Raw genomic sequence first — 23,786 nt, 5'->3', positions numbered from 1 at the left:
CCGGCGGCCGACCCGGGCGCCTCAACCACCCCGTGGCGTGCCCCGACCCCGCCCGGCGGTCCCCCCGGGCGGGGTCATCCTTTTTGGGGTCTGCGAATTTGTTGCAGTCCCGTCACACAGCGGTGCGAACCATCTTCTGCGGCAACGCACGCCAGTTGCTATTGCGAATTACTCGCAATAAGGTCCGCAACAGGTACAGGAGCTTGGGACGAAGTCGCGCCGGATCGAGACCATCTCGCCCGGTCGCATGAACAACCAGAACCTGATGACAGGATCGCCGCGAATCGGCAGGGATGCTGATTGCGGCGGGTGGGACACATTCGCGTTTGGGGGCGTGCGTTTTGACGTTGAGAGGTCACCGACACCGATACTTGCGGACGGCCGCGGCGATTGCCTCGGGCGTGCTGGCTTTTCCGTGTGCAAGCTTGGCAGCCGACCTGCCGCTGAAGGCGCGCGCGGCAAAAACCGTTTACGACTGGACCGGCTTCTATGTCGGCGGTCATTTCGGCTACGGCGATGCGAGTTTCGGACCCGGCACCAATCCGCTGCCCTTGCACGGCGTGATCCTGCCGCCCAGCGCCACCGGGTTCAGCGGCGGCTATCAGCTCGGCTATAATCGCCAGCTCGCCAATCGTGTCGTGCTCGGCATCGAGGCGGACTCCACGTTCACCGGTGCGCGCGATATCGTCGCGCATGAACGGTCACCGGCGCCCTTCAACACCACGCTCGACTATGTCGGCACCGTGCGCGGCCGCATCGGTTATGCTTTCGACCGCTTCATGCCTTTCGTCACCGGCGGTTTCGCCTGGGGTCACACGCATATCAACGTCAACGATGCCGACGGAGTCTCCGAGCTGTTTCCGGTCGGAAAGTATCAGACCGGGTGGACCGCAGGACTCGGACTTGAATTCGCCGTCAGCGGCAATTGGACCGCGAAGGCCGAGTACGATTACGTCGCGCTGTCGCGGCGAACCTACGACCTCAGCGGCTTTGGTCTCGGCAACGTCGATGTCGAACCGCGCGTTCACCTGTTCAAGCTTGGCTTGAACTACCAGTTTGGCGACACGCCCTGGATGGCACCCATCAACGGCAAGACCAAGCTGCCGGAATCCGGCGACTGGAATGTTCACGCGCAGACGACGGTGCTGCCGCAGGGCTACGGACCGATCCACTCGCCCTATGCGAGCCCGCAGAGCCTCCCCGGCAGCGGCCAATTCCAGGCGACCTGGACCACGACGGCCTTCCTGGGCGCGCGGCTGTGGGACGGCGGCGAGTTCTACTTCAATCCCGAGCTGGCGCAGGGCTTTGGCATCAACGGCACGCTCGGCCTTGCCGGCTTCTCCAACGGCGAGGCGCAGAAGGCCGGCGCGCCATTCCCGAAAATCCGTGCGCAGCGCTACTATTTCAAGCAGACCTTCGGCCTCGGCGGCGAGCAGGAGGAAGTGCCTGACGCTCCGAACCAGCTCGCAGGCAAACGCGATATCGACCGCGTCACGCTGATCGTCGGCCGCTTCGCCGTCGGCGATTTCTTCGACGGCAATTCCTACGCCAAGGACCCGCGCGCCGACTTCATGAACTGGGCGATGTGGGCCTCGGCCGCGTACGACTTCCCGGCCGATCTGCCCGGCTATACGCGCGGCGCCGTGGTCGAGTTCAATCGCAAGGAGTGGGCGGTCCGCGCCGGGCTATTCCAGGTCCCCGATGCGCCCAACAGCGATACGCTGGTTTACAAGACAGGCGGCGCCGTCGTCGAGTTCGAGGAGCGTCATGCGATCTTCGAGCAGCCCGGCAAGTTGCGCGTCGGCGTCTTCGCCAACGGCGGCAACACCGCGAACTATCGCGAAGTATTGGCGCTGGCGGCCGCGAACCCCGCACTCGACATCAACGACATCACGACCGCGAACCGGCGCCAACGCTCCAAATACGGCTTCTACGTCAACCTCGAGCAGCAGATCGTCAACGACGTCGGACTGTTCGCGCGGGCCAGCTGGAACGACGGCCAGAACCAGATTCTGTCCTTCACCGACATCGATCGCAGCGTCTCAGCCGGTCTGTCGGTCAAGGGCAGCCGCTGGGGACGTCCGGACGACACGGTCGGCATCGGCGGCGCCATCAACGGCCTGTCGGCCGCGCATCGCGATTTCCTCGCCGCAGGCGGCGTCGGCCTCCTGATCGGCGACGGTCGGCTCAACTACAGCAATGAGCGCATCCTCGAAGCCTACTACGCCTATTCGGTGCTCAAGGGCGTCACCCTGACGGCGGACTATCAGTTGATCACAAATCCGGCCTATAACGCCGACCGCGGGCCGGTCTCGATCTTCTCGGGTCGCCTGCACGCCGAGTTCTAGCCCGAGGGCGGGGTGCCCTATGAAGCCAAGAGACATCCGCACGGCCGCAACCGGCCGGACGCTGCTCCCCAATGTGTGGGACGTCGCGGTGCTGATCCTGGTGATCGGCGCCATGGTGCTGATCGTCTACGGCGGCGAGCAGACCACCGCGCCGCTGTCCGAGCTCGAACGCACGCCGGTCTCGCTCGATCCGTCGAACCTGCCGCTCTATGCGTTGCGCACCACGTTGCGGATGCTGCTTGCGATCGTGTGCTCCACTATCTTCACCTTCATCTACGCGGCGATCGCCGCCAAGAGCCGGCGCGCGGAGATGGTCATGATTCCGCTGCTGGACATCCTGCAGTCGGTGCCGATCCTCGGTTTCCTCACCTTCACCGTCGTCTTCTTCATGAATCTGTTCCCGGGCCAGGTGCTCGGCGCCGAGCTCGCCTCGGTGTTTGCGATCTTCACCAGCCAGGCCTGGAACATGACCTTCAGCATGTACCAGTCGATGCGCAACGTGCCGAAAGATCTGGAAGAGGCCACGCAGAGCTTTCACTTGTCCGGCTGGCAGCGCTTCTGGCGCCTCGATGTACCCTTCGCGATGCCGGGCTTGATCTGGAACGCAATGATGTCGATGTCGGGTGGCTGGTTCTTCGTGGTTGCCTCCGAGGCGATCACGGTCGGCAACACCACGGTGACCCTGCCGGGCGTCGGCTCCTATGTCGCGATGGCGATCCAGCAGCAGGACTTGCCGGCGATCTTCTACGCCATGCTGGCGATGCTGTTCGTCATCGTCGCCTATGATCAGTTGCTGTTCCGCCCCATCGTCGCCTGGGCCGACAAATTCCGTTTCGAACAGACGGCTTCCGGCGAGGCACCCGCCTCCTGGATGCTCGACCTGTTTCGCCGGACGCGGGCGCTGCGCGCCCTTACCCTTCCCTTTTCGGCGCTCAATCGTGCGGTCTCGAACCTGCGCGTCCCGCTGCCGAGACTGCGGCCTGCGAAAGCCGGGAATCCGCCATCACGGCTGATCGACGTGCTCTGGATCGGCCTTATCCTCGCCGGCACGGCCTACGCCGCCTGGCTGACCTATCGCTACCTGTCAGCCAGTCTCAGCCTGTCCGACGTCCTCATCGCGATCGGTGACGGGATGATCACGCTCGTACGCGTTGCCGTGCTGATCGGCCTCGCCACGCTGGTTTGGGTCCCGATCGGTGTCTGGATCGGCCTGCGGCCGAAACTGGCGGAACGCATTCAGCCGCTGGCGCAATTTCTTGCCGCGTTTCCGGCCAATCTGGCCTTTCCGGTCTTCGTCCTCGCCATCGTCCGCTTCAAGCTTGCCCCTGACGTCTGGTTGAGCCCGCTGATGATCCTGGGTACGCAATGGTACATCCTGTTCAACGTCATCGCAGGCGCCAGCGCTTTCCCGAGCGACCTGCGCGAGGCTGCGAGCAGCCTGCACCTGGCCGGATGGCGGTGGTGGTTCAAGGTGATCCTGCCCGGCATCTTCCCCTACTACGTCACCGGCGCGATCACGGCGTCCGGCGGCTCCTGGAACGCCTCGATCGTTGCGGAGGTCGCAAGCTGGGGCGACACGCATCTGAAGGCCACGGGCCTCGGCGCCTATATCGCCTCGGCGACGGAGGCCGGCGACTTCCCGCGCGTCGTCCTTGGAATCGCCGTGATGTGCATTCTGGTGACGCTGTTCAATCGTCTGGTATGGCGGCCGCTCTATGCCATCGGTGAACGCCGCCTGCGTCTCGGTTGATGAGGAGACCATCGTGCTCGACCAACCCTCCGCCCTGATCGATATCCGCGGCGTCTGCCGGTCCTTCCCCAAGGGCAGCGGCGAACAGCTCCTGGTGCTGGACAAGGTCGATCTGTCGATCCGCTCCGGTGAGATCGTCGGCCTGCTCGGCCGCTCCGGCTCCGGCAAGTCGACCTTGCTGCGGATCATCGCCGGTCTCGTCACGCCTTCCTCGGGCAGCGCGACCTGCCGCGGCGAGACCATCATCGGCCCGCCGAACGGCGTCGCGATGGTGTTCCAGTCGTTTGCATTGTTTCCCTGGCTGACTGTGCTGCAAAACGTCGAACTCGGGCTGGAGGCGCTTGGCATCGACGCCACCGAGCGGCGCAAGCGCGCGCTTGCGGCGATCGACCTGATCGGCCTCGACGGCTTCGAATCCGCTTTCCCCAAGGAATTGTCCGGTGGCATGCGCCAACGCGTCGGCTTTGCCCGCGCGCTGGTGGTGCATCCCGACCTCCTGCTGATGGACGAGCCGTTCTCGGCGCTCGACGTGCTCACCGCCGAGACGCTGCGTACCGATTTGATCGATCTCTGGATCGAGGGCCGGCTGCCGATCAAATCGGTGCTCATGGTGACGCACAACATCGAGGAAGCGGTCCTGATGTGCGATCGCATCCTGGTGTTCTCGTCCAATCCGGGCCGCGTCGCGGCCGAGATCAAGGTCGAGCTGCCCCATCCGCGCAACCGGCTCGATCCGTATTTCCGCCAGTTCGTCGACAACATCTATGCCCGCATGACCCAGCGCGCCGAGCCGAAGGCACCTTCGATCGAGGGCATTCCCGGCACCGGGATCGGCATGACCCTGCATCACGTCTCGTCGAACGTGCTGTCGGGCCTGATCGAGACGCTGGCCGGTCCGCCCTATCATGGACATGCCGACCTGCCCGTGCTCGCAAGCCAGCTCCAGTTCGAGGCCGACGAGATCCTTCATCTCGGCGAATCGCTTCAGCTTCTGCGTTTTGCACAGCTCAGCGAAGGCGATCTGATGCTGACCGAAGCCGGAAAGCGCTTTGCCCATCTCGACACCGACGCCCGCAAGAAGCTGTTCGCCGAACATCTCCTCACCTACGTGCCGGTGATGGGACTGATCCGCCGCGTGCTGGACGAGCGTCCCTCGCACATCGCGCCCGCGACCCGCTTCCGTAACGAGCTCGAGGACTACATGTCCGAGGACTATGCAAGCGAAACGCTCAAGACGGTCGTATCGTGGGGCCGCTACGCCGAGCTATTCGCCTATGACGAGCAATCGGAGACGTTCAGCCTGGAAAATCCGGGCTGAAGTGTCCCTCTTGTTCGTGCGCCAGACCTTCGGCTTCGGCGGCGAGGCTCATCTCTCTTCAGAACAACAGCGCGACGCCCGAGGCGAACAGCAGTGCGAGCACGATCTTCCGGAACGTGGCCTCGTCGATCCGGCCGAACAGCTTGAGGCCGAGCCACGTGCCGGCGAGCAGGAACGGCAGGCCGAGCGCGAAGAGCCTTGCCGTGTCCAGCGTGAGCGATCCCTTGACACCCAGCCAGAGCGCCGCCATGGCGAACACCACGACGGCGACCGGCTGGAACGTCGCGCGCTGCACGTCCTTGGGAAGCCCGCGCAGATTGCACCAGACGGTGACGATGATGCCCGCAAGGCCGGTCAGCCCACCGAGCAGGCCGTTGGCGAAACCGACCGCAGCATCGGCGGCGGGTGGAACCGCGGACGCGAGCTTGAACTGCGGCCGGAAGAAAGCATAGAGGCTGTAGACGATCAGCACGACGCCGACGGCGAGACGAGTGCTGCGCGGATCGGTCGAGGTCAGGAACCACACGCCGATCGGCACGCCGAGCACGGCGCCGGTCACGAAGGGCAATAACCGGCGCCAATCGAGCGCGGCGCGCAGCTTCCAGACCGAATAGCCCTGCACCAGAAGGCCGAAGCCAACGATCAGGCTGGCGCTCTGGAGCGGCGTCAGGACGTAGAGCCACAGTGAAGCCGCGACGAGGCCGAAGGCGAATCCGGAAAGACCGGCGACGAACGCGCCGGCGAGGGTGGCGATCAGGAAAAGTGGAAGTTCGATGGCGATCCCGTCCATTGCTCGCTCCATAGCTCAGCGAGCAGCGCTTGCGTGGGATCACCACTTCACGGGGAGGCTGCGACACCCCCGTGATGCAAGCCTAGGTGAAATTGGTTCCTTTCACAAGGACGCTTCGAGGTGGAGGCGAAGATCCGAGCGCGTCTCCTACGCGGCCCGGATCGCGTCCAGGAATTTGCCGACCTCGACCTTGAGACGGCTGCTCTCGCCCGACAGCGACTTCGCCGACGCTAGCACGTTGGAGGATGCCGATCCGGTCTGGCTCGCGCCGCGCTGCACGTCGACGATGCTGGCGGAGACCTGCTGGGTGCCGCGTGCCGCCTGCTGCACGTTGCGGGAGATCTCCCGCGTCGCCGCGCCCTGCTCCTCGACCGCCGCGGCGATCGCCGACGCAATCTCGGACATGCGGCCGATGGTGTCGCCGATCGCCTTGATGGCGCCGACCGAATCCTCCGTCGCCGTCTGGATGCCGGTGATCTGCTGGCTGATCTCGCCGGTGGCCTTGGCGGTCTGCTCGGCCAGCGCCTTGACCTCGGAGGCGACCACGGCAAAGCCGCGCCCGGCCTCGCCGGCGCGCGCCGCCTCGATGGTGGCGTTGAGCGCGAGAAGATTGGTCTGACCCGCGATCTGGCTGATGAGCTCGACGACGTCGCCGATCCGGCCCGCGGCCTTGGCGAGCTCGCCGACATGGTCGTTGGTCCGCCCGGCCTGCTGCACCGCCTCGCCGGCGATGCGCGCGGAATCCTGGACCTGCCGGCTGATCTCGTCGACCGACGACGCCATCTCTTCCGCGGCGGCGGCAACGGTCTGCACGTTGGTGGAGGCCTGTTCGGAGGCGGCTGCGACGGTCGCGGTGACCTTTTCCGATTGCTCGGCGGTGTTCGTCAGCGTTCCCGCCGAGACTTCCAGCTCCGAGGATGCCGAGGAGACGGTATTGATGACGTCACCAATCATGGCTTCGAACTCGCGCGCGATCTGGTCCATGCGCTGGCTGCGCCTGAGCTTCGCCTCGGCTTCGACCGCGGCCGCCTCGTCTGCGGCCGTCTTGGCGACGAGCGACTCCTTGAAGTGTCGGAGCGAGCCGGCGACCTGGCCGATCTCGTCGTTGCGACCCGTCGCGGGAATCTCGATCTCGTGCTGTCCAGACGCGAGCGCTGCGATCACGTCCGCGAGCCGGCCGAGCGGCGTCACCACGCGCCTGCGCAGCATCATGGTCACGCCGCCGAGCGTGCCGAGCAGCGCCAGCACCGCGACGCCCGCGAGTGCGAGCATCGCCAGCGCGCCGTCGCGCGAAGCCGCGGCGCGCTCGGCCGCTTCCGCCAGGGCTGCGTCGCGCACGCCATAGAACATCTGGATCGCCGGCACGATGACCTTCGCCAGATCGTCGGCGCTGATGTCGTACTTGCCGTCACTCCGGGCTGCGGGCACCGCCTTGTCCACAGCTTCCGCTGCTTTGCCGAAATAGGATTCCGTCGCCGCCTTCAGCGCTGTGGCGATGCGGGGCGGATTTCCGAGCTGGTCGACGCCCGCCTCGATGCGCTCGCGGTCGGCCTCGACCCGTCCCTGCATGCGATCCATCAGCGTGAATTCGGCCGCCGTCAGCGGGCGGCGAGCGCTCAGCGCCGGCGACAGCGTGGCGGCGCGGCTACCGGCCGAGACACGCAGATCCTGCGCCGTTCGCGCCAGGCTCAGCAGCGCCGCAAGCGAGGAATCGGCATTGATCACCTTCGCCTCGAGACGGTTCATGACCGGTTCGATATTGCCGATGACCTCGGCAACGCCGGGCAGGAAGCCTTTGATCGCAGCACTGTCGCGCGCGGCCAGGGGAACGCCCATCGCGCGATCCGCAGCGGTGTAGATCTCCTTCAGCCGACGCGCGGCACGGTCGAGATTGTCGACCATCGCTGCGCCGTCATCGAGCACCAGGATGGCCCGTCTTGCACCTTCGAATGCGCTCTCGGCGGCTTTCGCGGCCTTCGCGGCGGTATCGATCTGGGCTTGCGTGGCGGCGCCTTCCTGGAAGATCGGCCCGATGTAGGGGGCGCGAAAGCCAGCAACCTGCTGGCTGACCATCAGGGTCGCAGCAAAAGCGTCGACCGTCTTGATGGCGTCGGAGCGGTTCGTGAAGATGCGCGTCTGCGGCACCAGCACCTCCGCGCCAAGGATGACTGCAAATACCGTCACCGTCAGCATCGACAGCGCGAAAAGCTTTCCGATCCGCATCCCTCGTCCCCGAATACATTCTGCAAATATCGGGAACCTAGCCGGCGCCTACTAAGGGCCCGTTAAACAACGGCACGTCCGTAGTTCCGCGGGGCGTCATGTCGTCGCGGCCATTCTGAAACACTGTCTGCGAGAAGGTTCCGATTACCGACGGATCCGGCGTGCCGGCACGTTCTCAGAAAATACCTATATCAGTACTTGTGACACCATCCGGCCACACCTGCTTTGCCTCGGAACATCAATGCTCTCCGTCGAACTCGTCATCGTCGTCGTCCTGATCGTCATCAACGGGCTCCTGTCCATGTCGGAGCTGGCCGTGGTGTCGTCCCGCCCGGCGCGGCTGTCGCTACTCGCGGCCAGGGGCGTGCGGGGCGCCGAGCAGGCGCTGACGCTGGCGGCTGATCCCGGCAAATTCCTCTCGACGGTGCAGATCGGCATCACGCTGGTCGGCGTGCTCTCGGGCGCGTTCTCCGGCGCGACGCTTGGACAGCGGCTGACACAATGGCTGCTCGAGCTCGGCCTCTCCACCGGCATTGCCGACATCGTCGGCGTCGGCATCGTCGTCACGCTCATCACCTACGCCACGCTGATCGTCGGCGAGCTGGTGCCGAAGCAGGTGGCGCTGCGCGACCCCGAGAGCATCGCGGTGAAGGTCGCGCCAGCGATGCACGTCCTGGCGCGGATCTCGCTGCCGCTCGTCTTCCTGCTCGATGTCTCCGGCAAGGTGATCCTCACCCTGCTCGGCCGAGGCGGCAAGGCCGAGGAGAAGGTCTCGGAGGACGAGATCCATCACCTCGTCAGCGAGGCCGAGAGCGCGGGCGTGCTCGAGCCGGGCGAGAAGGAGATGATCGCGGGTGTGATGCGACTGGGCGACCGGCCGGTCGGCGCCGTCATGACGCCCCGCACCGATGTCGACGAGATCGATCTGAACGACGACCAGGACGCCATCCAGGCGCTGATCGCCAAGAGCCCGCATTCGCGCTTCCCCGTCTCGGACGGCGACCGCGACAAGCCGATCGGCGTGCTCCAGGCCAAGGACCTGCTGGTCGCCTATATGCGCGAACGCACGCCCGATTTGCGCGCCCTGGTGCGCGAGACACCGATCATCCCGGCCTCGGCGGATGCGCGCGACGTGCTCGCGATCCTGAAGCAGGCGCCGGTGCATATCGGACTCGTGCACGACGAGTACGGCGCGTTCGAAGGCGTGGTGACGGCGGCGGACATCCTCGAATCGATCGTCGGCGCGTTCCATTCCGAGGAAGGCCCGCCCGAGCCCGCCTTCGTCAAGCGCGCAGACGATTCGCTGCTCGTCGCGGGCTGGATGCCGGTCGACGAATTCGCCGAGCTGCTCGGCATCGAACTGCCGCCGCACCGCTACAACACGGTTGCGGGCCTCGTGCTGCAACAGTTCAACCTGCTGCCCAATGTCGGCGACGCCTTCGACTTCGGCGGCTGGCACATCGAGGTGGTCGATCTCGATGGACGGAGGATCGACAAGATCCTGGCGAGCCGGCGGGGCGAGCAGGCGGCGGTGTGAGTCGCTCTTCAGTGAAGTAGCGCATATAGCGCATCAATCTCCACTCGTCGTCCCGGACAAGCGCGCACCAAGCGCGCGCCGATCCGGGACCCATACTCCCAGGAAGCAGTTGGACGAAGACTCTGCGTTCGGTACTGCTACCAACGACTATCGACAGATCACGCGGTATGGATCCCGGATCTGCGCTGACGCTTGTCCGGGACGACGGCTGAGATTGAGGCGTGTCCTTCTGCCAAACTCAATCTCACCCGAACCTCACTCCGATCCGCTTTTCCTTCCGCCAGATCACGGTGCAGGGCCGATGCAATCCGTCGGACTGGACGAACAGGGTGAAATGGTCGGGGATGCCGACGGGGCTGGTGACGTCGAGGGCGGCGCCGGTGTCGGAGAGGTTACGAACGGTGCAGTCGATCGCGCCGCCGCCGAACTCGATCGTTCCGGTCTTCAGCACGCGATGTCTCGCCTTGTCGCGCCGTTCGTCCATGGGCGCAATTTACACCCAAAGCTGAACCAAACATCAAGTGCCAGCCCCGCTCGCGGTGAATTCACGCGAACCGGGCTGGGCGGAGCGACGGCCTTACAGCGCCGGCTGGAATGTCTCCGGGCGCGCCATCCGCCAGGCGGCGCGGAAGCGCGGATCTTCGGTGCCTTCGAGCAGCTCGCCCTGGCGCAGCGCCGGATAGAGCTGTGCGAAGGATTGCACCCGGGTCGTCGACGTCCGCTGGCTGAAATGGATCGGGCGCAGCTCCTGCGGATGGGTCAGGCCGGCCGCGGCGATCAGCTCGGTCAGCGAGTGCAGCGTCGCATGGTGATAATTGTGCACGCGGTCGATCTTGAGCGGCACGTAGAGCGCGCGCGCACGCGTCGGATCCTGTGTGGCCACTCCGGTCGGACAGCGGTCGGTATGGCAGCTCAGCGACTGGATGCAGCCGAGCGAGAACATGAAGCCGCGCGCCGAATTGCACCAGTCGGCGCCGATCGCCATGGCCCGCGCCATGTCGAAGGCGGTGGCGATCTTGCCGGAGGCGCCGATCTTGATGCGATCGCGCGCATTGATGCCGACCAGCGCGTTGTGGACGAAGTTGACGCCCTCGCGCATCGGCATGCCCAGATGGTCCATGAACTCCAGCGGCGCGGCGCCGGTGCCGCCCTCGTTGCCGTCGACCACGATGAAGTCCGGATAGATGCCGGTCTCCATCATCGCCTTGCAGATCGCCAGGAACTCCCAGGGGTGGCCGATGCACAGCTTGAAACCGGCCGGCTTGCCGCCGGAGAGGCGGCGCATCTCGGCGATGAACTGCATCATGCCCACCGGCGTGGAGAAGGCGCGGTGCGAGGCCGGCGAGATGCAATCCTCGCCCATTGCGACGCCGCGGATCTTGGAAATCTCCTCCGAGACCTTTGCCGCCGGCAGCACGCCGCCATGGCCGGGCTTGGCGCCCTGGCTGATCTTGAGCTCGACCATCTTGATCTGGTCTTCGCCGGCAACGCGCGCGAACGCCTCGGGATCGAAGCTGCCGTCGAGATGGCGGCAGCCGAAATAGCCCGAGCCGATCTCCCAGATGATGTCGCCGCCCATCTCGCGGTGATAGGGGCTGACGCCGCCCTCGCCGGTGTCATGGGCGAAGCCGCCCTTCCTGGCGCCGGCATTGAGCGCGCGCACCGCGTTCGGGCTGAGCGCGCCGAAGCTCATGGCGGAGACGTTGAACACCGAGGCCGAATAGGGCTTCTTGCAGTCGGGGCCGCCGATGGTGATGCGGAATTTCTCCTGGGCATGCGTCTTCGGCGCGACCGAGTGATGCATCCATTCATAGCCCTCGCGGTAGACGTCCTCCTGGGTGCCGAACGGGCGCTTGTCGAGCTCCATCTTGGCGCGCTGATAGACCACCGCGCGGGTGTCGCGCGAGAACGGCATGCCGTCCTTCTCGCTCTCGAAGAAATATTGCCGCATCTCGGGCCGGATCTCTTCGAGCAGGAAGCGGATGTGCGCGGAGATCGGGTAGTTGCGCAGAACCGCATGGCTCTTCTGGAGCAGGTCGCGGACCCCGAGCAGCGTCAGCGCTCCGAAGATCAGGATCGGGATCAGCAGGATGTCGAAGATCTTGCGGTCGGCGATGCCGATGCCGATCAGGAGCGCCGTGACCACCGCGCAGATCGTCAGCACGATGAAGCGCGGCGAGAATGGAAGTAGCAGCGTTTCCATCAGGCCTTCTTCCGCCAACGGCAGGCGTTTGGGCGGTTCCTGCGTCTTGTTATTGTCGGCCACGATCCGATCCTCTCGTCAGCATGGGGCGGTACGATACGCCCGTGCCTGTCATACGGATATGACGCGGCCCTTGTTTCAGGCTAGCGAATTCGGCTTGTGCAGATCAATCCGCCCGAGAGGATAGGGTTGTTGCGATGCAGCAGAGGGAGATGGGAGCAGGCCGGCCACAAAATAAGCTGTCATCCCGGGCAAGCGTAAGCGCTGACCCGGGATCTATAACCACAGGATTTCGTGGCTGAGAGAAGCTGTCGCTCCGAGTCCTCGCATAGCCACTCCCTGCGGCTATGAGTCCCCGATCGGCGCGCGCTTGGGCGCGCTTGTCCGGGACGACGGCGGAGTTGAGGGCTAGCAGCCCGGGTAGGACATCGAGAGAACAACGAGCGCCGATCAGCGCTCGACGAAGGCCTTCTCGATCACGAAATGGCCGGGCTTGTTGCCGCTTCCTTCGATGAAGTCGCGGCCCTCGAACATCACCTTCAGCTCTTCGAGCATGGCCGGGCTGCCACACATCATGATGCGGTCGGTTGCGATGTCGAGCGGGCCCTGGCCGATGTCGTTGAAGATCTGCTCGGAGTTGATGAGATCGGTGATCCGGCCGCGGTTCTTGAACGGCTCGCGGGTCACGGTCGGATAGTAGATCAGCTTGTCCGCGAGCAGCTCCCCGAACAGCTCGTCCTCGCGCAGGGTCGCGACGAGCTTCTCGCCGTAGGCAAGCTCGGAGACCTGGCGGCAGCCGTGCACCAGCACGATCGACTCGAACTGGTCGTAGACCTCGGGGTCCTTGATCAGGCTGGCGAACGGCGCAAGGCCCGTGCCGGTCGAGAGCAGCATCAGCCGCTTGCCGGGAAGGAGGTTGTCGGTGATCAGCGTGCCGGTCGCCTTGCGGCCGACCAGGATGGTGTCGCCTTCCTTGATCTTCTGGAGGCGCGAGGTGAGCGGACCGTCCTGCACCTTGATCGAGAAGAACTCGAGCTCTTCCTCGTGGTTGGCGCTCGCCATGCTGTAGGCGCGCAGCAGCGGACGGCCATCGACCTCGAGGCCGATCATGGCGAACTGGCCGTTCTGGAAGCGGAAGCCGGTGTCGCGCGTGGCGCGGAAGCTGAACAGCGTATCGGTCCAGTGCTGGACGGAAAGAACCTTCTCTCGGTAAAACGCGCTCATGATTTTCGATATTCCGAATAATTGCGGTTTTCGGGCAAAAGCGTCACCCGGCCCCTAACGGCGGGGCGAGCACCATTTGCCATGGCGGAGGATTTCGCGTGTGTGATCTACGCCATTGCGACCAATAATCAACCTCGTTTCGGATGCAATTGATGCCGATCAAACCGGCATTCGGGCGGAATTCGGCGCATCATTAATGAATTTGCTGCCCGGCGCGCGCGACGGGCAATTTCTTTTCCCTCCAAGGCTCGCTGGCAGCACTTAATTTCCGCCGCGCTCGCGAGAATTTCATTAAGAATAGTTCTGATCTTCACCCAGGTTTGGCGCCGTTTCCCGCATTTTTGCGGCTTTTGGCGACAGGAACGCCCGCAACAAGCGACGAGAACACATGGCAAGCGGCGAACGGATCTTCGTCCAGGCGATCAGGCGCTATTGCGCCGACCACGACATTGCAGTCGACGTCCGTTCCGGCGGCTGGCTGATCGCGATGCGCCGGGGCGAGAGGCGCCACTTCGCCTTCGGCTACGACATCGGTCTCAACAGCGCCATCGCGCACCGGCTCGCCAACGACAAATCGGCCACCGCCGAGGCGCTGGCGCTGACGGGCGTGCCCTGCATTCGCCATCACCTTTTCCTCAATCCGAAGCTCGGCAGGAATGTCGTTGGCCCCGCCTGGCGAGATGCGATGCTTGCGCTACTTGCCGACCATCCGCATGGCATGGTGGTGAAGCCGAACGAGGGCACATCCGGGCGCTCGGTGTTCAAGGTGACGACGGAGGCTGAACTTGACCACGCTGTCGGCGAGGTTTTTTCGATGAGCGCCGGGCTCGTGATCTCTCCCTATGTCGCGATCGAGGACGAGGTCCGCGTGATCCTGCTCGATGACATGCCCCTCGTCGTCTACAGCAAGCAGCGTGGCGCAGATTGGCGACACAATCTCGATGCCGGCGCAAAGCCGGTGTTGCTGGAGGACGGCGAGGTGCGAACGGCTTGCGTGAAGCTCGCGATCGAAGCAGCGAAGGCCATCGGCATCACCTTCACCTCGATCGACGTGGTGCGCGTTGACGGTGATTGGCATGTGCTCGAGATCAACTCCGGCGTGATGATGGAGGCGCTGGCCAAGCTGCATCCGGAATTGGTGCAGGCGACGTACGACGCGGCACTGGATCGGGTGTTTGGCGGTGCATATCCCCAGCGCTGATCTATCCCCGTCACCCTGAGGTGCTCGCCTCTTCGGCGAGCCTCGAAGGGCGACGGCCCGGCTGCAGCGGCGCGGCCGTTCATCCTTCGAGGCTCGGCCCGCGATGCGTTCGCATCACTGGCCTCGCACCTCAGGATGACGGAATTTATACCGCTGCTCCCTCGACGAAGAGCGTCTCTTAATTATTCGCGCTCGCGGAATCGTCCATGGCCTTGAAGGCTTCCTCCAGTTGCAGCGAGATCGGCACGTTCAATCGTTCGCCGGTCGGAAGCCGTGCGTTGAACCATTTGTTGTAGAGCGGGACGAGGTCGCGGTTGGAGCCGAGCTTGCGGAAGGCGCGCTCGACCGCGGCGGAGAGTTGCGGCTCGCCCTTCCTGAACATGATGCCGTAGGGATCGTAGGACAGATAGTCGCCGGTGACGCGGAACCTGTCCTGCGCCTTGTGGCGCGCGATCAGGCCGGAGAGCAGGATGTCGTCGGTCGCGAACGCATCCGCCTTGCCGTCGGCGAGCATCTGGTACGACTGTTCATGATCGGCACCGACGACGATGGTCAGCGCGAGCGAGGACTTCTTGTCCGCCGCCTGGATCGCCTGCTCGTTGGTGGTGCCCTTCGTCACCACGATGGTCTTGCCCTTCAGATCGGCCAGCGACTGGACGTTCGAGGCCTTCGGCACCATCAGCTTGGTGCCGGCGACGAACATCAACGGCGAGAAGGCGACGCGCTTGCCGCGCTCGGCATTGGCCGTGGTCGAGCCGCATTCGAGGTCGATCTTGTTCTGGAGCACGGCGTCGATGCGGTCGTCCGAGGTGACCTTGACGTAATCGATCTTCAGATTGGGATCGTCGACCTCGACCCCGATCTCCTCGACGATGGCCTCGCAGAGCTCGAGGCTGTAGCCGATCGGGCGGCCCGCCTGATCGAGGAAGGAGAACGGCGGCGAACTCTCGCGGTAGCCGAGCCGCACGGTGTGCGCCTGCTTGATGGCCGACAGCGTCGGGCTGAGCCCTTCACTGCCGGTCTGTGCGGACGCCGCGGTCGCCAGCAGCCCTGCCGCGAGCCACAGGCAGAATGAGGTCAGAGACCTTGCCAGTGTCTGGCCCATGGTTCGCTCCTAGCCATGGCCGGCCATCGCGGGCACCTCGCCCGGCACCATGTCGCCGGGCACGACATCGCCGGGTTCGAGCTCGTGCTCCGGTCCAAGCTCGCCTTCCCACTTCGCCACGACCGAGGTCGCGAGCGTATTGCCGATCACGTTGGTCGCGCTGCGGCCCATGTCGAGGAAGGTGTCGATGCCCATGATCATCAACAGGCCCGCCTCGGGGATGTTGAACTGCGCCAGCGTCGAGGCGATCACGACGAGCGAGGCGCGCGGCACGCCGGCGACGCCCTTCGAGGTGATCATCAGGGTTGCCAGCATCGCGAGCTGGGTGCCGAGCGGCATGTCGATGTGGTAGCTCTGCGCGATGAAGACACTGGCGAAGGTGCAGTACATCATCGTGCCGTCGAGGTTGAAGGAATAGCCGAGCGGCAGCACGAAGCTCGAGATCCGCGACGAGGCGCCGAAGCGGTTGAGCCCCTCCAGCGTCTTCGGATAGGCCGCCTCCGAGCTCGCGGTCGAGAACGCGATCATCAGGGGCTCGCGGATCAGCTTCAGCAGATTGCTGTAGCGCGGCCCGATCACGATGAAGCCGACGATGATCAGGATGGCCCACAGGATCGCCAGCGAGAGATAGAAGCCGCCCATGAACACGACGAGCTTCCAGAGCACGCCGAGGCCGTTCTTGGCCACCGTCGCGGTAATGGCGGCCCACACCGCGAGCGGCGCGAACAGCATCACGTAGCTCGTCACCTTGAGCATGATGTGGCCGACGTCGTCGATCATCGCCAGGATCGGCTTGGAGCGCTCGGGCATGGAACCCATCGCCACAGAGAAGAACACGGCGAAGATCACGATCTGGAGGATCTCGTTCTGCGCCATCGCATCGGCGATCGAGGTCGGGATCAGATGGGTGAGGAATTTCTCGATCGAGAACGCCGACACCGGCAGACCGGTCGATTGCCCCGCCGCGGGCAGCGTGCCCGGGAAGTTGGCGCCGGGCTGCAACAGATTCACCATCACGAGGCCGAGCAGCAGCGAGACGAAGGAGGCGCTGACGAACCAGCCCATGGTCTTGGCGAAGATGCGGCCGAGCTTGGAGCCCGAGCCCATATGGGCGATGCCGCCGATCAGGGTCGCGAACACCAGTGGCGCGATGATCATCTTGATCAGGCGCAGGAACATCATGGCGATCAGGTTGATGGACGAGGCCCAGTCGGCGCGCGTGTCGGGCAGGAAGTTGTAGATCGCCGAGCCCATGACGATGCCCAGCACCATCGCGGCCAGGATGTATTGCGTGAACCTGTTGGACATCGCTTACCCCCAACGTACACCGGCGCTTCATGATGTCGCAGATATCACAGCGACGCAACACGCTTTGCGTGTGCTCGCGTTGGCCGGATGTTCCCTTGTGAAATGGAACGATGCGATCTAGCCTTCATGCAGCGCACAACGAATGCGGCTTGCACGTTTTCCTTGCGACGGCTGCATCAATAATCGTCAAACAAATGAAGAGGGGAACGCCATGAGCGGCAACATCAATCGCCAGATTCTTCTGGTGGAGAAGCCCAGCGGCAAGCTCGGCCCCGAGCACTTTGGGATGATCGAGGGATCGATGCCGGAGCCGAAGGACGGCGAGGCGCTGCTGCGCGTGCGCTACATCTCGCTCGACGCCGCCAACCGCGCCTGGATGCACGGCGCGACCTATCGTTCGGCCGTCGAAGCAAACAGCGTGATGGCTGGCGGCGCCATCGCGGAGGTCGTGAGCTCGAAAGCGCCCGAGCTGACGCCCGGCGACATCGTGTTCGGCGACACCGGCTGGCAGGAGTATGCCGCGGTGCCGGCGAAGCATCTGACGAAAATGCCGAAGCTCGAACCGCTGACGCATCTGCTCAGCGTGTTCGGCATCGCCGGCCTCACTGCCTATTTCGGCCTGCTGGAGATCGGCAAGCCCAGGGAGGGCGAGACGGTCGTGGTGTCGGCGGCCGCAGGCTCGGTCGGCTCGATCGTCGGACAGATCGCGAAGATCAGGGGATGCCGCGTGATCGGCATCGCCGGCGGCGCGGACAAGTGCAGCTGGCTGACCTCCGAACTCGGGTTCGATGCCGCCGTCGACTACAAGGACGGCGCGGTGTTCAAGGCATTGCGGGCCGCTGCGCCCCAAGGCATCGACGTCTATTTCGACAATGTCGGCGGCGACATTCTCGAAGCCTGCCTGCCGCAGATGAACAATTACGGCCGCATCGCCTGCTGTGGCGCGATCTCGCAATATGACGGCGCGCCTTCGGCGCACGGCCCGCGCGGCGTCCCCGGGCTGATCGTGGTGAAGCGGCTCGTCATGCAGGGCTTCATCGTGATGGACTACATGAAGGAGAGCCAGCGCGCACTCGCCGAGCTCCAGGCCTGGGTCAAATCCGGCAAGCTGAAGGTGCAGGAGGACATCATCGATGGACTGGAGAACACGCCGAAGGCGCTGATCGGATTGCTCGCGGGAGAAAACCGCGGCAAGCGCATGGTCAGGCTCTGACGGCGTTAGCATCGCCTGCTGCCCGCATTTATCTGCTTGCGGCAGCGGCCAAAGCGGCCAATGATGCCGCTCGCGAGACATTGCTCGCCACGATTGCGTTTGCATCAATTTCCGGGAGCCTCGAGCACGGAAGCCTTGGGCAGAAGGCCGAGCGCTTTCCCGACAGGGCAGGAATTCACAGCGATGTTCAAGATGTTGAAGCATGATGCAACGCCGAAGGCGTTGCTGGCGGCAGCTCTCTTCGCAGTTGCAGCACCGGCCTTCGCGCAGACCCCGACCGACGCCCAGAAGAGTGCGATGCGCTCCGCATGCCGCTCGGACTTCATGGCGCACTGCTCCAGCGTCACGCCGGGTGGTGTGGAGGCGTATCAATGCCTTGAGAAGAACATGTCCAGCCTGTCGTCGGGCTGCCAGGCCGCGGTTCGCGCGGTCGAGCCCGCCGCGGCGCCCAAGACGGAAGCTGCTCCCGCTGCGCCAAAGGCCGAAGCCGCACCGACGCCGGCGCCGGCCGCGCCGAAGGCCGAAGCCGCTCCCGTTGCAAAGCCGGCCGCCGCACCGGCGCCAAAAGCTGCTGCCGCCGCCAAGCAACCGAGCAGCGCACAACTCTCCGCCATCAAGAGCGCCTGCCGCGCCGACTATCCCAAGGTCTGCGCCGGCGTTCCGCCGGGCGGCGCGCCTGCGCTCGAATGCCTGGAGAAGAACAAGGCGAAGCTGTCGCCGGCCTGCGAGAAAGCGGTGACCGCCGCGACCGGTGGCGGCGCAGCCGCGACGGCCGCGCCTGCGGCGGGTGCCGCACCGGCTGCCGGAGCAGCACCGGCGGCTGCACCCGCTATGATCGTGCTGCGCCCATTGCGGCCGCGCGAAGAGCTGTTCATCGTAAGGTCGGCCTGCAGCGCCGACATCCGCACGCTATGCGCCGGCGTCGCGCCCGGCGGCGGCCGCATCATCCAATGCATCAGCAGCAATGCCGCATCGCTGTCGCCGGCCTGCAAGGAGGTCCTTGCCCCATTCGCGGCGCGATAAGCGACCCGCAACTCACGCGCCGAAGCGCGCGTCGAGGTCTGGCCGCGCGCGCGAATGAATTTTCGCGCGCCCGCGGCGTCTATCGCGCCGGCCGCGCCGGGCCGAGTGCGGCCGTCGTGGTCCGCAAGCCGGTTCCCGTGGTCCCTGCACCAGGGTGCTCGTGAACGGGGTCTACGTGAAGCGCTGCGTCTGACGGTGCGGATGGCCAAGCCGGCGCGGTTTGGCTATGCTTCGCTCGTCACTGCCTCGGACACGCGCCAAACGCGCGTCCGGGGGTGAGCTTCGGCGCGCCACGTGTCTTGCCGATAATTCCGCTGGCGCGGGAGGCCGGAGCCCATTAGTCTACCCCTAGATAGTAAGTATACTGTCAATTAGGGAGGCAGACGTTGCGGATTGCCGTGATCGGCGGGGGGCCCGGTGGGCTCTACTTCGCCTATCTCTGGAAGAAGCGTCACCCCGAGGATCAGGTCGACCTGTTCGAACAGAACCCGGCCGACGCGACCTGGGGCTTTGGCGTCGTGTTCTCCGACCAGGCGCTGGAGTTCCTGCGCGCCGACGACCCCGAGACGGTCGATGCGATCGCACCGCATATGGAGAGCTGGGAGAACATCACCCTCAACCTGCACGGCAACAGCGTCGCCATCGACGGGGTCGGCTTCTCCTCGATCGGACGGCTCGAGCTCCTCAGGTTCCTCCAGCAGCGCGCGCTCGACGCCGGCGTCACCCCACGCTTCGACACGCAGATACAGGCGATCGACCAGCTCAATGGCCATGACCTGATCGTCGCCGCCGACGGACTGAACTCGCTGGTGCGCCGCGCCTTCGAAGGCGATTTCGGCACCTCGCTGTCCTACTCCTCCAACAAGTTTGTCTGGTACGGCACCTCGAAGCGCTTCGACACGCTGTCGCAGACCTTCGTGAAGACCGACCGCGGCACCTTCAACGCCCATCACTACCGCTACTCGCCGAACATGAGCACCTTCCTGGTCGAATGCGACCATGCGACCTGGCAGGCCTATGGCTTCGCCTACAAGGACGTCGAGCAGTCGAAGGGCGTTTGCGAGGAGGTCTTTGCGGACACCCTCGGCGGCCATTGCCTGGTCTCCAACAAATCGGTCTGGCGCAACTTTCCCTGGGTCTGGAACGAGCACTGGTCGTTCAAGAACATGGTGCTGATCGGCGACGCCCTGCACTCGGCGCATTTCTCGATCGGCTCCGGCACCCGGCTCGCGATCGAAGACGCGATCGCGCTGGTCAAGGCGCTGGAATCCGATGCGCATCTGACGACCGCGCTGCACCGCTACCAGGCCGCGCGAAAGCCGGTCGTGCAGAAGCTCGTCGATGCCGCGCGCACCAGCGCCTCCTGGTACGAGCATTTCGCCCAACACATGCAGCTCGATCTGATGGATTTCGCCTACAGCTACATCACCCGCTCCGGGCGGATCGACGAGGAGCGCCTGCGCCAAATGTCGCCCGCCTTCATGGCCCGCTACGCGGCGGCGAAAAACGGCGGAGATGCGGCATGAGCAGCGAGATTCGCGACCAGGTGCCCGTCGACAGCCTGGGCGCGCGCGAGATCGGCTTTGCCGTTCCGGACGTCTACAACGCCAGCCGCGTGCTGTTCGACAATCTCGGCAAGGGTCACGGCGACAAGCTTGCGCTGATCGGTCCGGCGGGCACGCGCACATATGCCGAGCTGTGCGCGGAAGCCGGTCAGTGGGGCAACGGTTTTGCCTCGCTCGGCCTCGAGCGCGGCGACCGCGTGCTGTTGTTCCTCGACGACACGCCGACCTATCCGGCCGCGTTCTTCGGCGCGGTACGTGCCGGCTTCGTGCCGCTCCTGATCAACACGCTGACGCCGCCGGATCTGCTGCAGTTCTATCTTGCCGATTCAGGTGCGCATGTTGCGGTCGCGGATGCCGAGTTCTGCGCGCGTTTCAATGCCGAAGCCTGCAAGGCGACCGGCCTGCGCACGCTGATCGTGGTCAATGGCGCGGTGGGTGACCACGCCGCGCCGAAGGCGGTTGCGGCGGCAAGCTGGCTTGCGCAATTCCCGGCAGAGTTGGCGGAAGCCCCGACGCAACGCAACGAGATGGCGTTCTGGATGTATTCCTCCGGCTCGACCGGCCGGCCGAAGGGCATCGTGCATCTCCAGCACGACATGGCCTATAGCGAGGTGGCCTTTGCGCGGAATGTCCTGAAGCTGACGCCGGGCGACGTCTGCTTCTCGGTGCCAAAGATCTTCTTCGCCTATGGTTTCGGCAACTCCGTCACCTTCCCGTTCTCGGCGGGTGCGGCGACGCTGCTGCTGCCGGGCCAGCCCAGGCCCGCGGCGATCTTTGCGGCGATCGAGCAATACAAGCCGACGGTCTTCTTCGGGCTGCCGACGCTCTACACATCGCTGACCAAGGCTGATGGTGCGGACAAGACCGACTTTTCGTCGCTGCGCATGTCGCTCTCCGCGGCCGAGGTGCTCTCGGCCGAAGTCTTCAACGGCTGGAAGACGCTCACCGGCCTCGAGATCGTCGAAGGCCTCGGCTCGACCGAGGTGCTGCACATCTATCTCTCCAACCGACCCGAGCAGAAGAAGCTCGGCGCCGCCGGCCTGCGCGTGCCCGGCTACGAGGTCGCGCTTCGCGACAAGGACGGCCGCGACGTCGGCGACGGCGAGGAAGGCATTTTGTGGGTGCGCGGCGATTCCAACACGCCGCTGTACTGGAACCGGCCGGACAAATCCGCCGAGACGATCCGCGAGGGCGGCTGGATCTACACCGGCGACCGCTTCGTCCGCGACGCCGACGGCTTTCACTTCTTCCGCGGCCGCGCCGACGATCTCATCAAGATCTCCGGCCAGTGGGTCTACCCGCTCGAAGTCGAGCTGTGCCTCGCCGATCACCCCGACATCCGTGAATGCGCGGTGTTCGCGGCCGAGCTGCCGGACCGGCGGATGACGCTGAAGGCGGTGGTGGTGATGAACAATCGCGCCGTCGACCAGAACGAGGCGACGCGGCGGCTCCAGGACTACGTCAAGGGCAAACTGCTGCCCTACAAATATCCGCGCGAGGTGATCTTCATCGACGAGTTGCCGAAGACGGGCACGGGGAAGATCGACCGGCAGGCGCTGCTGCGGATGTGAGGGGAGAGCGTGAGGGGCGCACCAGCGCCGCCACACTCTCGGTGTCGTCCCCGCGAAGGCGGGGACCCATAACCCCAGGGAGCGGTTTTGACGCGAGCTGGTAACTCCGAGTCTCCGCCAAACTTCTCCCTGTGGTTATGGGTCCCGGGTTCGCGCTTCGCGCGCCCCGGGACGACAGCAGAGAATGAGGCGCCTACACAGCGTCTCACACACTCCCCTCACCCCGCCTTCCCCAGATGCTCCAGCGCATCCTCGGCCCGCAGCGGCACGCGTGAGGCCTCGTTGTTGAGATCGACGAGCTGCACCAGCAGCCCCATTAACTGCTTGCGGTCGGCGGGCTTGAGCGGCTCCAGCATGCGTGCTTGCGCGCGTTCGACGGCGGGGATGATCTCGCGCAGGATCGCGGCGCCTGATTTCGTCAGATAGAGCAGCTTGATCCGCTTGTCCTCGGGTGCCGGCTTGCGTTCGATATAGTCCTTGGCCTGAAGCCGCTCGATCACGCTGCCGAGCGTGGAGCGGTCGAACGCGATCACCGCCGACAGCCGCGTCGCGTCGATGCCGGGATGGGTGTGGATCGCGATCAGCGCCGCGTATTGCACCGGCGTCAGATCGAACGCCTTGCACTCCTCCATGAAGATCGAGACCGCGATCTGCTGCATACGCCGGAACAGATAGCCCGGCGCGGCATAGACCGCGTCCATCGTGATCGGAGGAAGAGGCTTACTCGGCATCGGGCTGCTTCTCCGGGGCGGCATTGGCGAAGGCCGGCAGCGCCTTGGCGGCGGCTTCCGCCTTGAGCAGGCGCGGATAGGCCGAGACGTCGACGCCGAAGCGGCGCGCATTGGCGAGTTGCGGCACCAGGCAGAGATCGGCCAGCGTCGGCGCATCGCCGAAGCAGAACGGTCCAGGCTCATCTCTGACAAGGGTCTCACAGGCCGACAGCCCCTCGCGGTTGACCCACGCCGCCCAGTCCTGGACCTTCTCCTCGGCAAGGCCAAGCTCGCGCAGCCGCGCCAGCACCTTCAGGTTCTGCACCGGGTGGGTGTCGCAGGCGATCGCCAGCGCGAAGGCCCGCACCTTGGCGCGGCGCAGCGGATCCTGCGGCAGCAGCGGTGGATTGGGATGGGTTTCGTCGAGCCATTCGATGATCGCGACCGATTGGGTCAGCACTGCGCCCGCATCGTTCTCCAGCGCCGGCACCAGGCCCTGCGGATTGATGGCGAGATAGCTGGGGGCGCATTGCTCGCCCTTGCGAAGATGATGCGGCAGATGCTCGGCACCGAGGCTCTTGAGGTTCAGCGCGATGCGCACGCGATAGGCGGCGCTGGAGCGGAAATAGCCGTGCAGCTTCATCGGGACCCTCCCTTTACTCTTTTGTCGTTCCGGGGCTCGCGAAGCGAGAACCCG

General features: G+C 65.0%; 18 protein-coding genes. 9 read left to right on the top strand and 9 right to left on the bottom strand.

Annotation, left to right across the window (positions count from 1 at the left end):
• Positions 1-293 precede the first annotated feature (293 nt).
• The 3 genes from GPL20_RS32315 to GPL20_RS32305 are packed head-to-tail and all read left to right on the top strand — an operon-like array spanning position 294 to position 5,416.
• The gene (locus GPL20_RS32315) at positions 294-2,348 is read left to right on the top strand and encodes a carbohydrate porin (protein ID WP_157335457.1); all 2,055 of its coding nucleotides are present in this window, start codon (positions 294-296) and stop codon (positions 2,346-2,348) included.
• Between the two features lie 19 nt (positions 2,349-2,367).
• Positions 2,368-4,098 carry an ABC transporter permease gene (locus GPL20_RS32310; RefSeq protein WP_157335455.1) on the top strand — a complete coding sequence of 577 codons (1,731 nt, stop codon included), beginning with the start codon at positions 2,368-2,370 and terminating at the stop codon, positions 4,096-4,098.
• Positions 4,064-5,416, top strand: coding sequence for an ABC transporter ATP-binding protein (locus GPL20_RS32305; RefSeq protein ID WP_157335454.1), 1,353 nt, complete (start codon positions 4,064-4,066; stop codon positions 5,414-5,416). The genes GPL20_RS32310 and GPL20_RS32305 overlap by 35 nt, the downstream gene beginning before the upstream one ends.
• 58 nt (positions 5,417-5,474) lie before the next feature.
• Here GPL20_RS32305 and GPL20_RS32300 read toward each other — a convergent pair whose 3' ends face one another.
• Positions 5,475-6,206, bottom strand: coding sequence for a sulfite exporter TauE/SafE family protein (locus GPL20_RS32300; RefSeq protein ID WP_157335452.1), 732 nt, complete (start codon positions 6,204-6,206; stop codon positions 5,475-5,477).
• A 147-nt stretch (positions 6,207-6,353) separates the two neighbouring features.
• Positions 6,354-8,429, bottom strand: a complete 2,076-nt coding sequence (locus GPL20_RS32295; RefSeq protein WP_157335450.1) for a methyl-accepting chemotaxis protein — start codon at positions 8,427-8,429, stop codon at positions 6,354-6,356.
• A 241-nt stretch (positions 8,430-8,670) separates the two neighbouring features.
• On the opposite strand from GPL20_RS32295, the gene GPL20_RS32290 reads away from it, so the two are divergent.
• Entirely contained in the window at positions 8,671-9,966 is a 1,296-nt protein-coding gene (locus tag GPL20_RS32290; RefSeq protein WP_157335448.1) for a hemolysin family protein, read from the top strand.
• Between the two features lie 244 nt (positions 9,967-10,210).
• On the opposite strand, the gene GPL20_RS32285 is transcribed toward GPL20_RS32290, so the two are convergent.
• From GPL20_RS32285 to GPL20_RS32275, 3 genes are all read right to left on the bottom strand, one after another.
• Complete coding sequence (locus GPL20_RS32285) at positions 10,211-10,450, bottom strand: PilZ domain-containing protein (protein WP_157335439.1); 240 nt, start codon at positions 10,448-10,450, stop codon at positions 10,211-10,213.
• A 93-nt stretch (positions 10,451-10,543) separates the two neighbouring features.
• Positions 10,544-12,169, bottom strand: coding sequence for an FMN-binding glutamate synthase family protein (locus GPL20_RS32280; RefSeq protein WP_157335479.1), 1,626 nt, complete (start codon positions 12,167-12,169; stop codon positions 10,544-10,546).
• 450 nt (positions 12,170-12,619) lie between these two features.
• Entirely contained in the window at positions 12,620-13,393 is a 774-nt protein-coding gene (locus tag GPL20_RS32275; RefSeq protein ID WP_157335436.1) for a ferredoxin--NADP reductase, read from the bottom strand.
• Positions 13,394-13,781: 388 nt separating this feature from the next.
• Between GPL20_RS32275 and GPL20_RS32270 the strand changes: the two genes are divergently transcribed.
• Positions 13,782-14,594 (top strand): ATP-grasp domain-containing protein, encoded by an 813-nt coding sequence (locus tag GPL20_RS32270; protein WP_157335434.1) that lies wholly within the window; start codon positions 13,782-13,784, stop codon positions 14,592-14,594.
• Positions 14,595-14,772: 178 nt separating this feature from the next.
• On the opposite strand, the gene GPL20_RS32265 is transcribed toward GPL20_RS32270, so the two are convergent.
• Both GPL20_RS32265 and GPL20_RS32260 read right to left on the bottom strand, forming a co-directional pair.
• Complete coding sequence (locus GPL20_RS32265) at positions 14,773-15,699, bottom strand: amino acid ABC transporter substrate-binding protein (RefSeq protein WP_157335432.1); 927 nt, start codon at positions 15,697-15,699, stop codon at positions 14,773-14,775.
• Positions 15,700-15,708: 9 nt separating this feature from the next.
• Complete coding sequence (locus tag GPL20_RS32260; RefSeq protein ID WP_157335430.1) at positions 15,709-17,007, bottom strand: dicarboxylate/amino acid:cation symporter; 1,299 nt, start codon at positions 17,005-17,007, stop codon at positions 15,709-15,711.
• Positions 17,008-17,218: 211 nt separating this feature from the next.
• On the opposite strand from GPL20_RS32260, the gene GPL20_RS32255 reads away from it, so the two are divergent.
• From GPL20_RS32255 to GPL20_RS32240, 4 genes are all read left to right on the top strand, one after another.
• Positions 17,219-18,220 (top strand): NADP-dependent oxidoreductase, encoded by a 1,002-nt coding sequence (locus tag GPL20_RS32255; RefSeq protein ID WP_157335428.1) that lies wholly within the window; start codon positions 17,219-17,221, stop codon positions 18,218-18,220.
• Between the two features lie 183 nt (positions 18,221-18,403).
• Positions 18,404-19,243 carry a hypothetical protein gene (locus GPL20_RS32250; RefSeq protein ID WP_157335426.1) on the top strand — a complete coding sequence of 280 codons (840 nt, stop codon included), beginning with the start codon at positions 18,404-18,406 and terminating at the stop codon, positions 19,241-19,243.
• A gap of 386 nt (positions 19,244-19,629) precedes the next feature.
• The gene (locus GPL20_RS32245) at positions 19,630-20,769 is read left to right on the top strand and encodes an FAD-dependent monooxygenase (protein ID WP_157335424.1); all 1,140 of its coding nucleotides are present in this window, start codon (positions 19,630-19,632) and stop codon (positions 20,767-20,769) included.
• On the top strand, positions 20,766-22,379 hold the full coding sequence (locus GPL20_RS32240; protein ID WP_157335422.1) for a benzoate-CoA ligase family protein: 1,614 nt from the start codon (positions 20,766-20,768) through the stop codon (positions 22,377-22,379). Before GPL20_RS32245 ends, GPL20_RS32240 begins: the two co-directional genes overlap by 4 nt.
• Positions 22,380-22,597: 218 nt before the next feature.
• Here GPL20_RS32240 and GPL20_RS32235 read toward each other — a convergent pair whose 3' ends face one another.
• The gene (locus tag GPL20_RS32235; RefSeq protein ID WP_167533309.1) at positions 22,598-23,110 is read right to left on the bottom strand and encodes a MarR family winged helix-turn-helix transcriptional regulator; all 513 of its coding nucleotides are present in this window, start codon (positions 23,108-23,110) and stop codon (positions 22,598-22,600) included.
• On the bottom strand, positions 23,100-23,732 hold the full coding sequence (gene maiA / locus GPL20_RS32230; RefSeq protein ID WP_157335418.1) for a maleylacetoacetate isomerase: 633 nt from the start codon (positions 23,730-23,732) through the stop codon (positions 23,100-23,102). Before maiA ends, GPL20_RS32235 begins: the two co-directional genes overlap by 11 nt.
• Positions 23,733-23,786 lie beyond the last annotated feature (54 nt).

The organism is Bradyrhizobium cajani, from assembly GCF_009759665.1.
GTDB lineage: Bacteria > Pseudomonadota > Alphaproteobacteria > Rhizobiales > Xanthobacteraceae > Bradyrhizobium > Bradyrhizobium cajani.
Note: the sequence above shows the minus strand (reverse complement) of the source record. Positions and strands in the feature narration are given on the sequence as shown.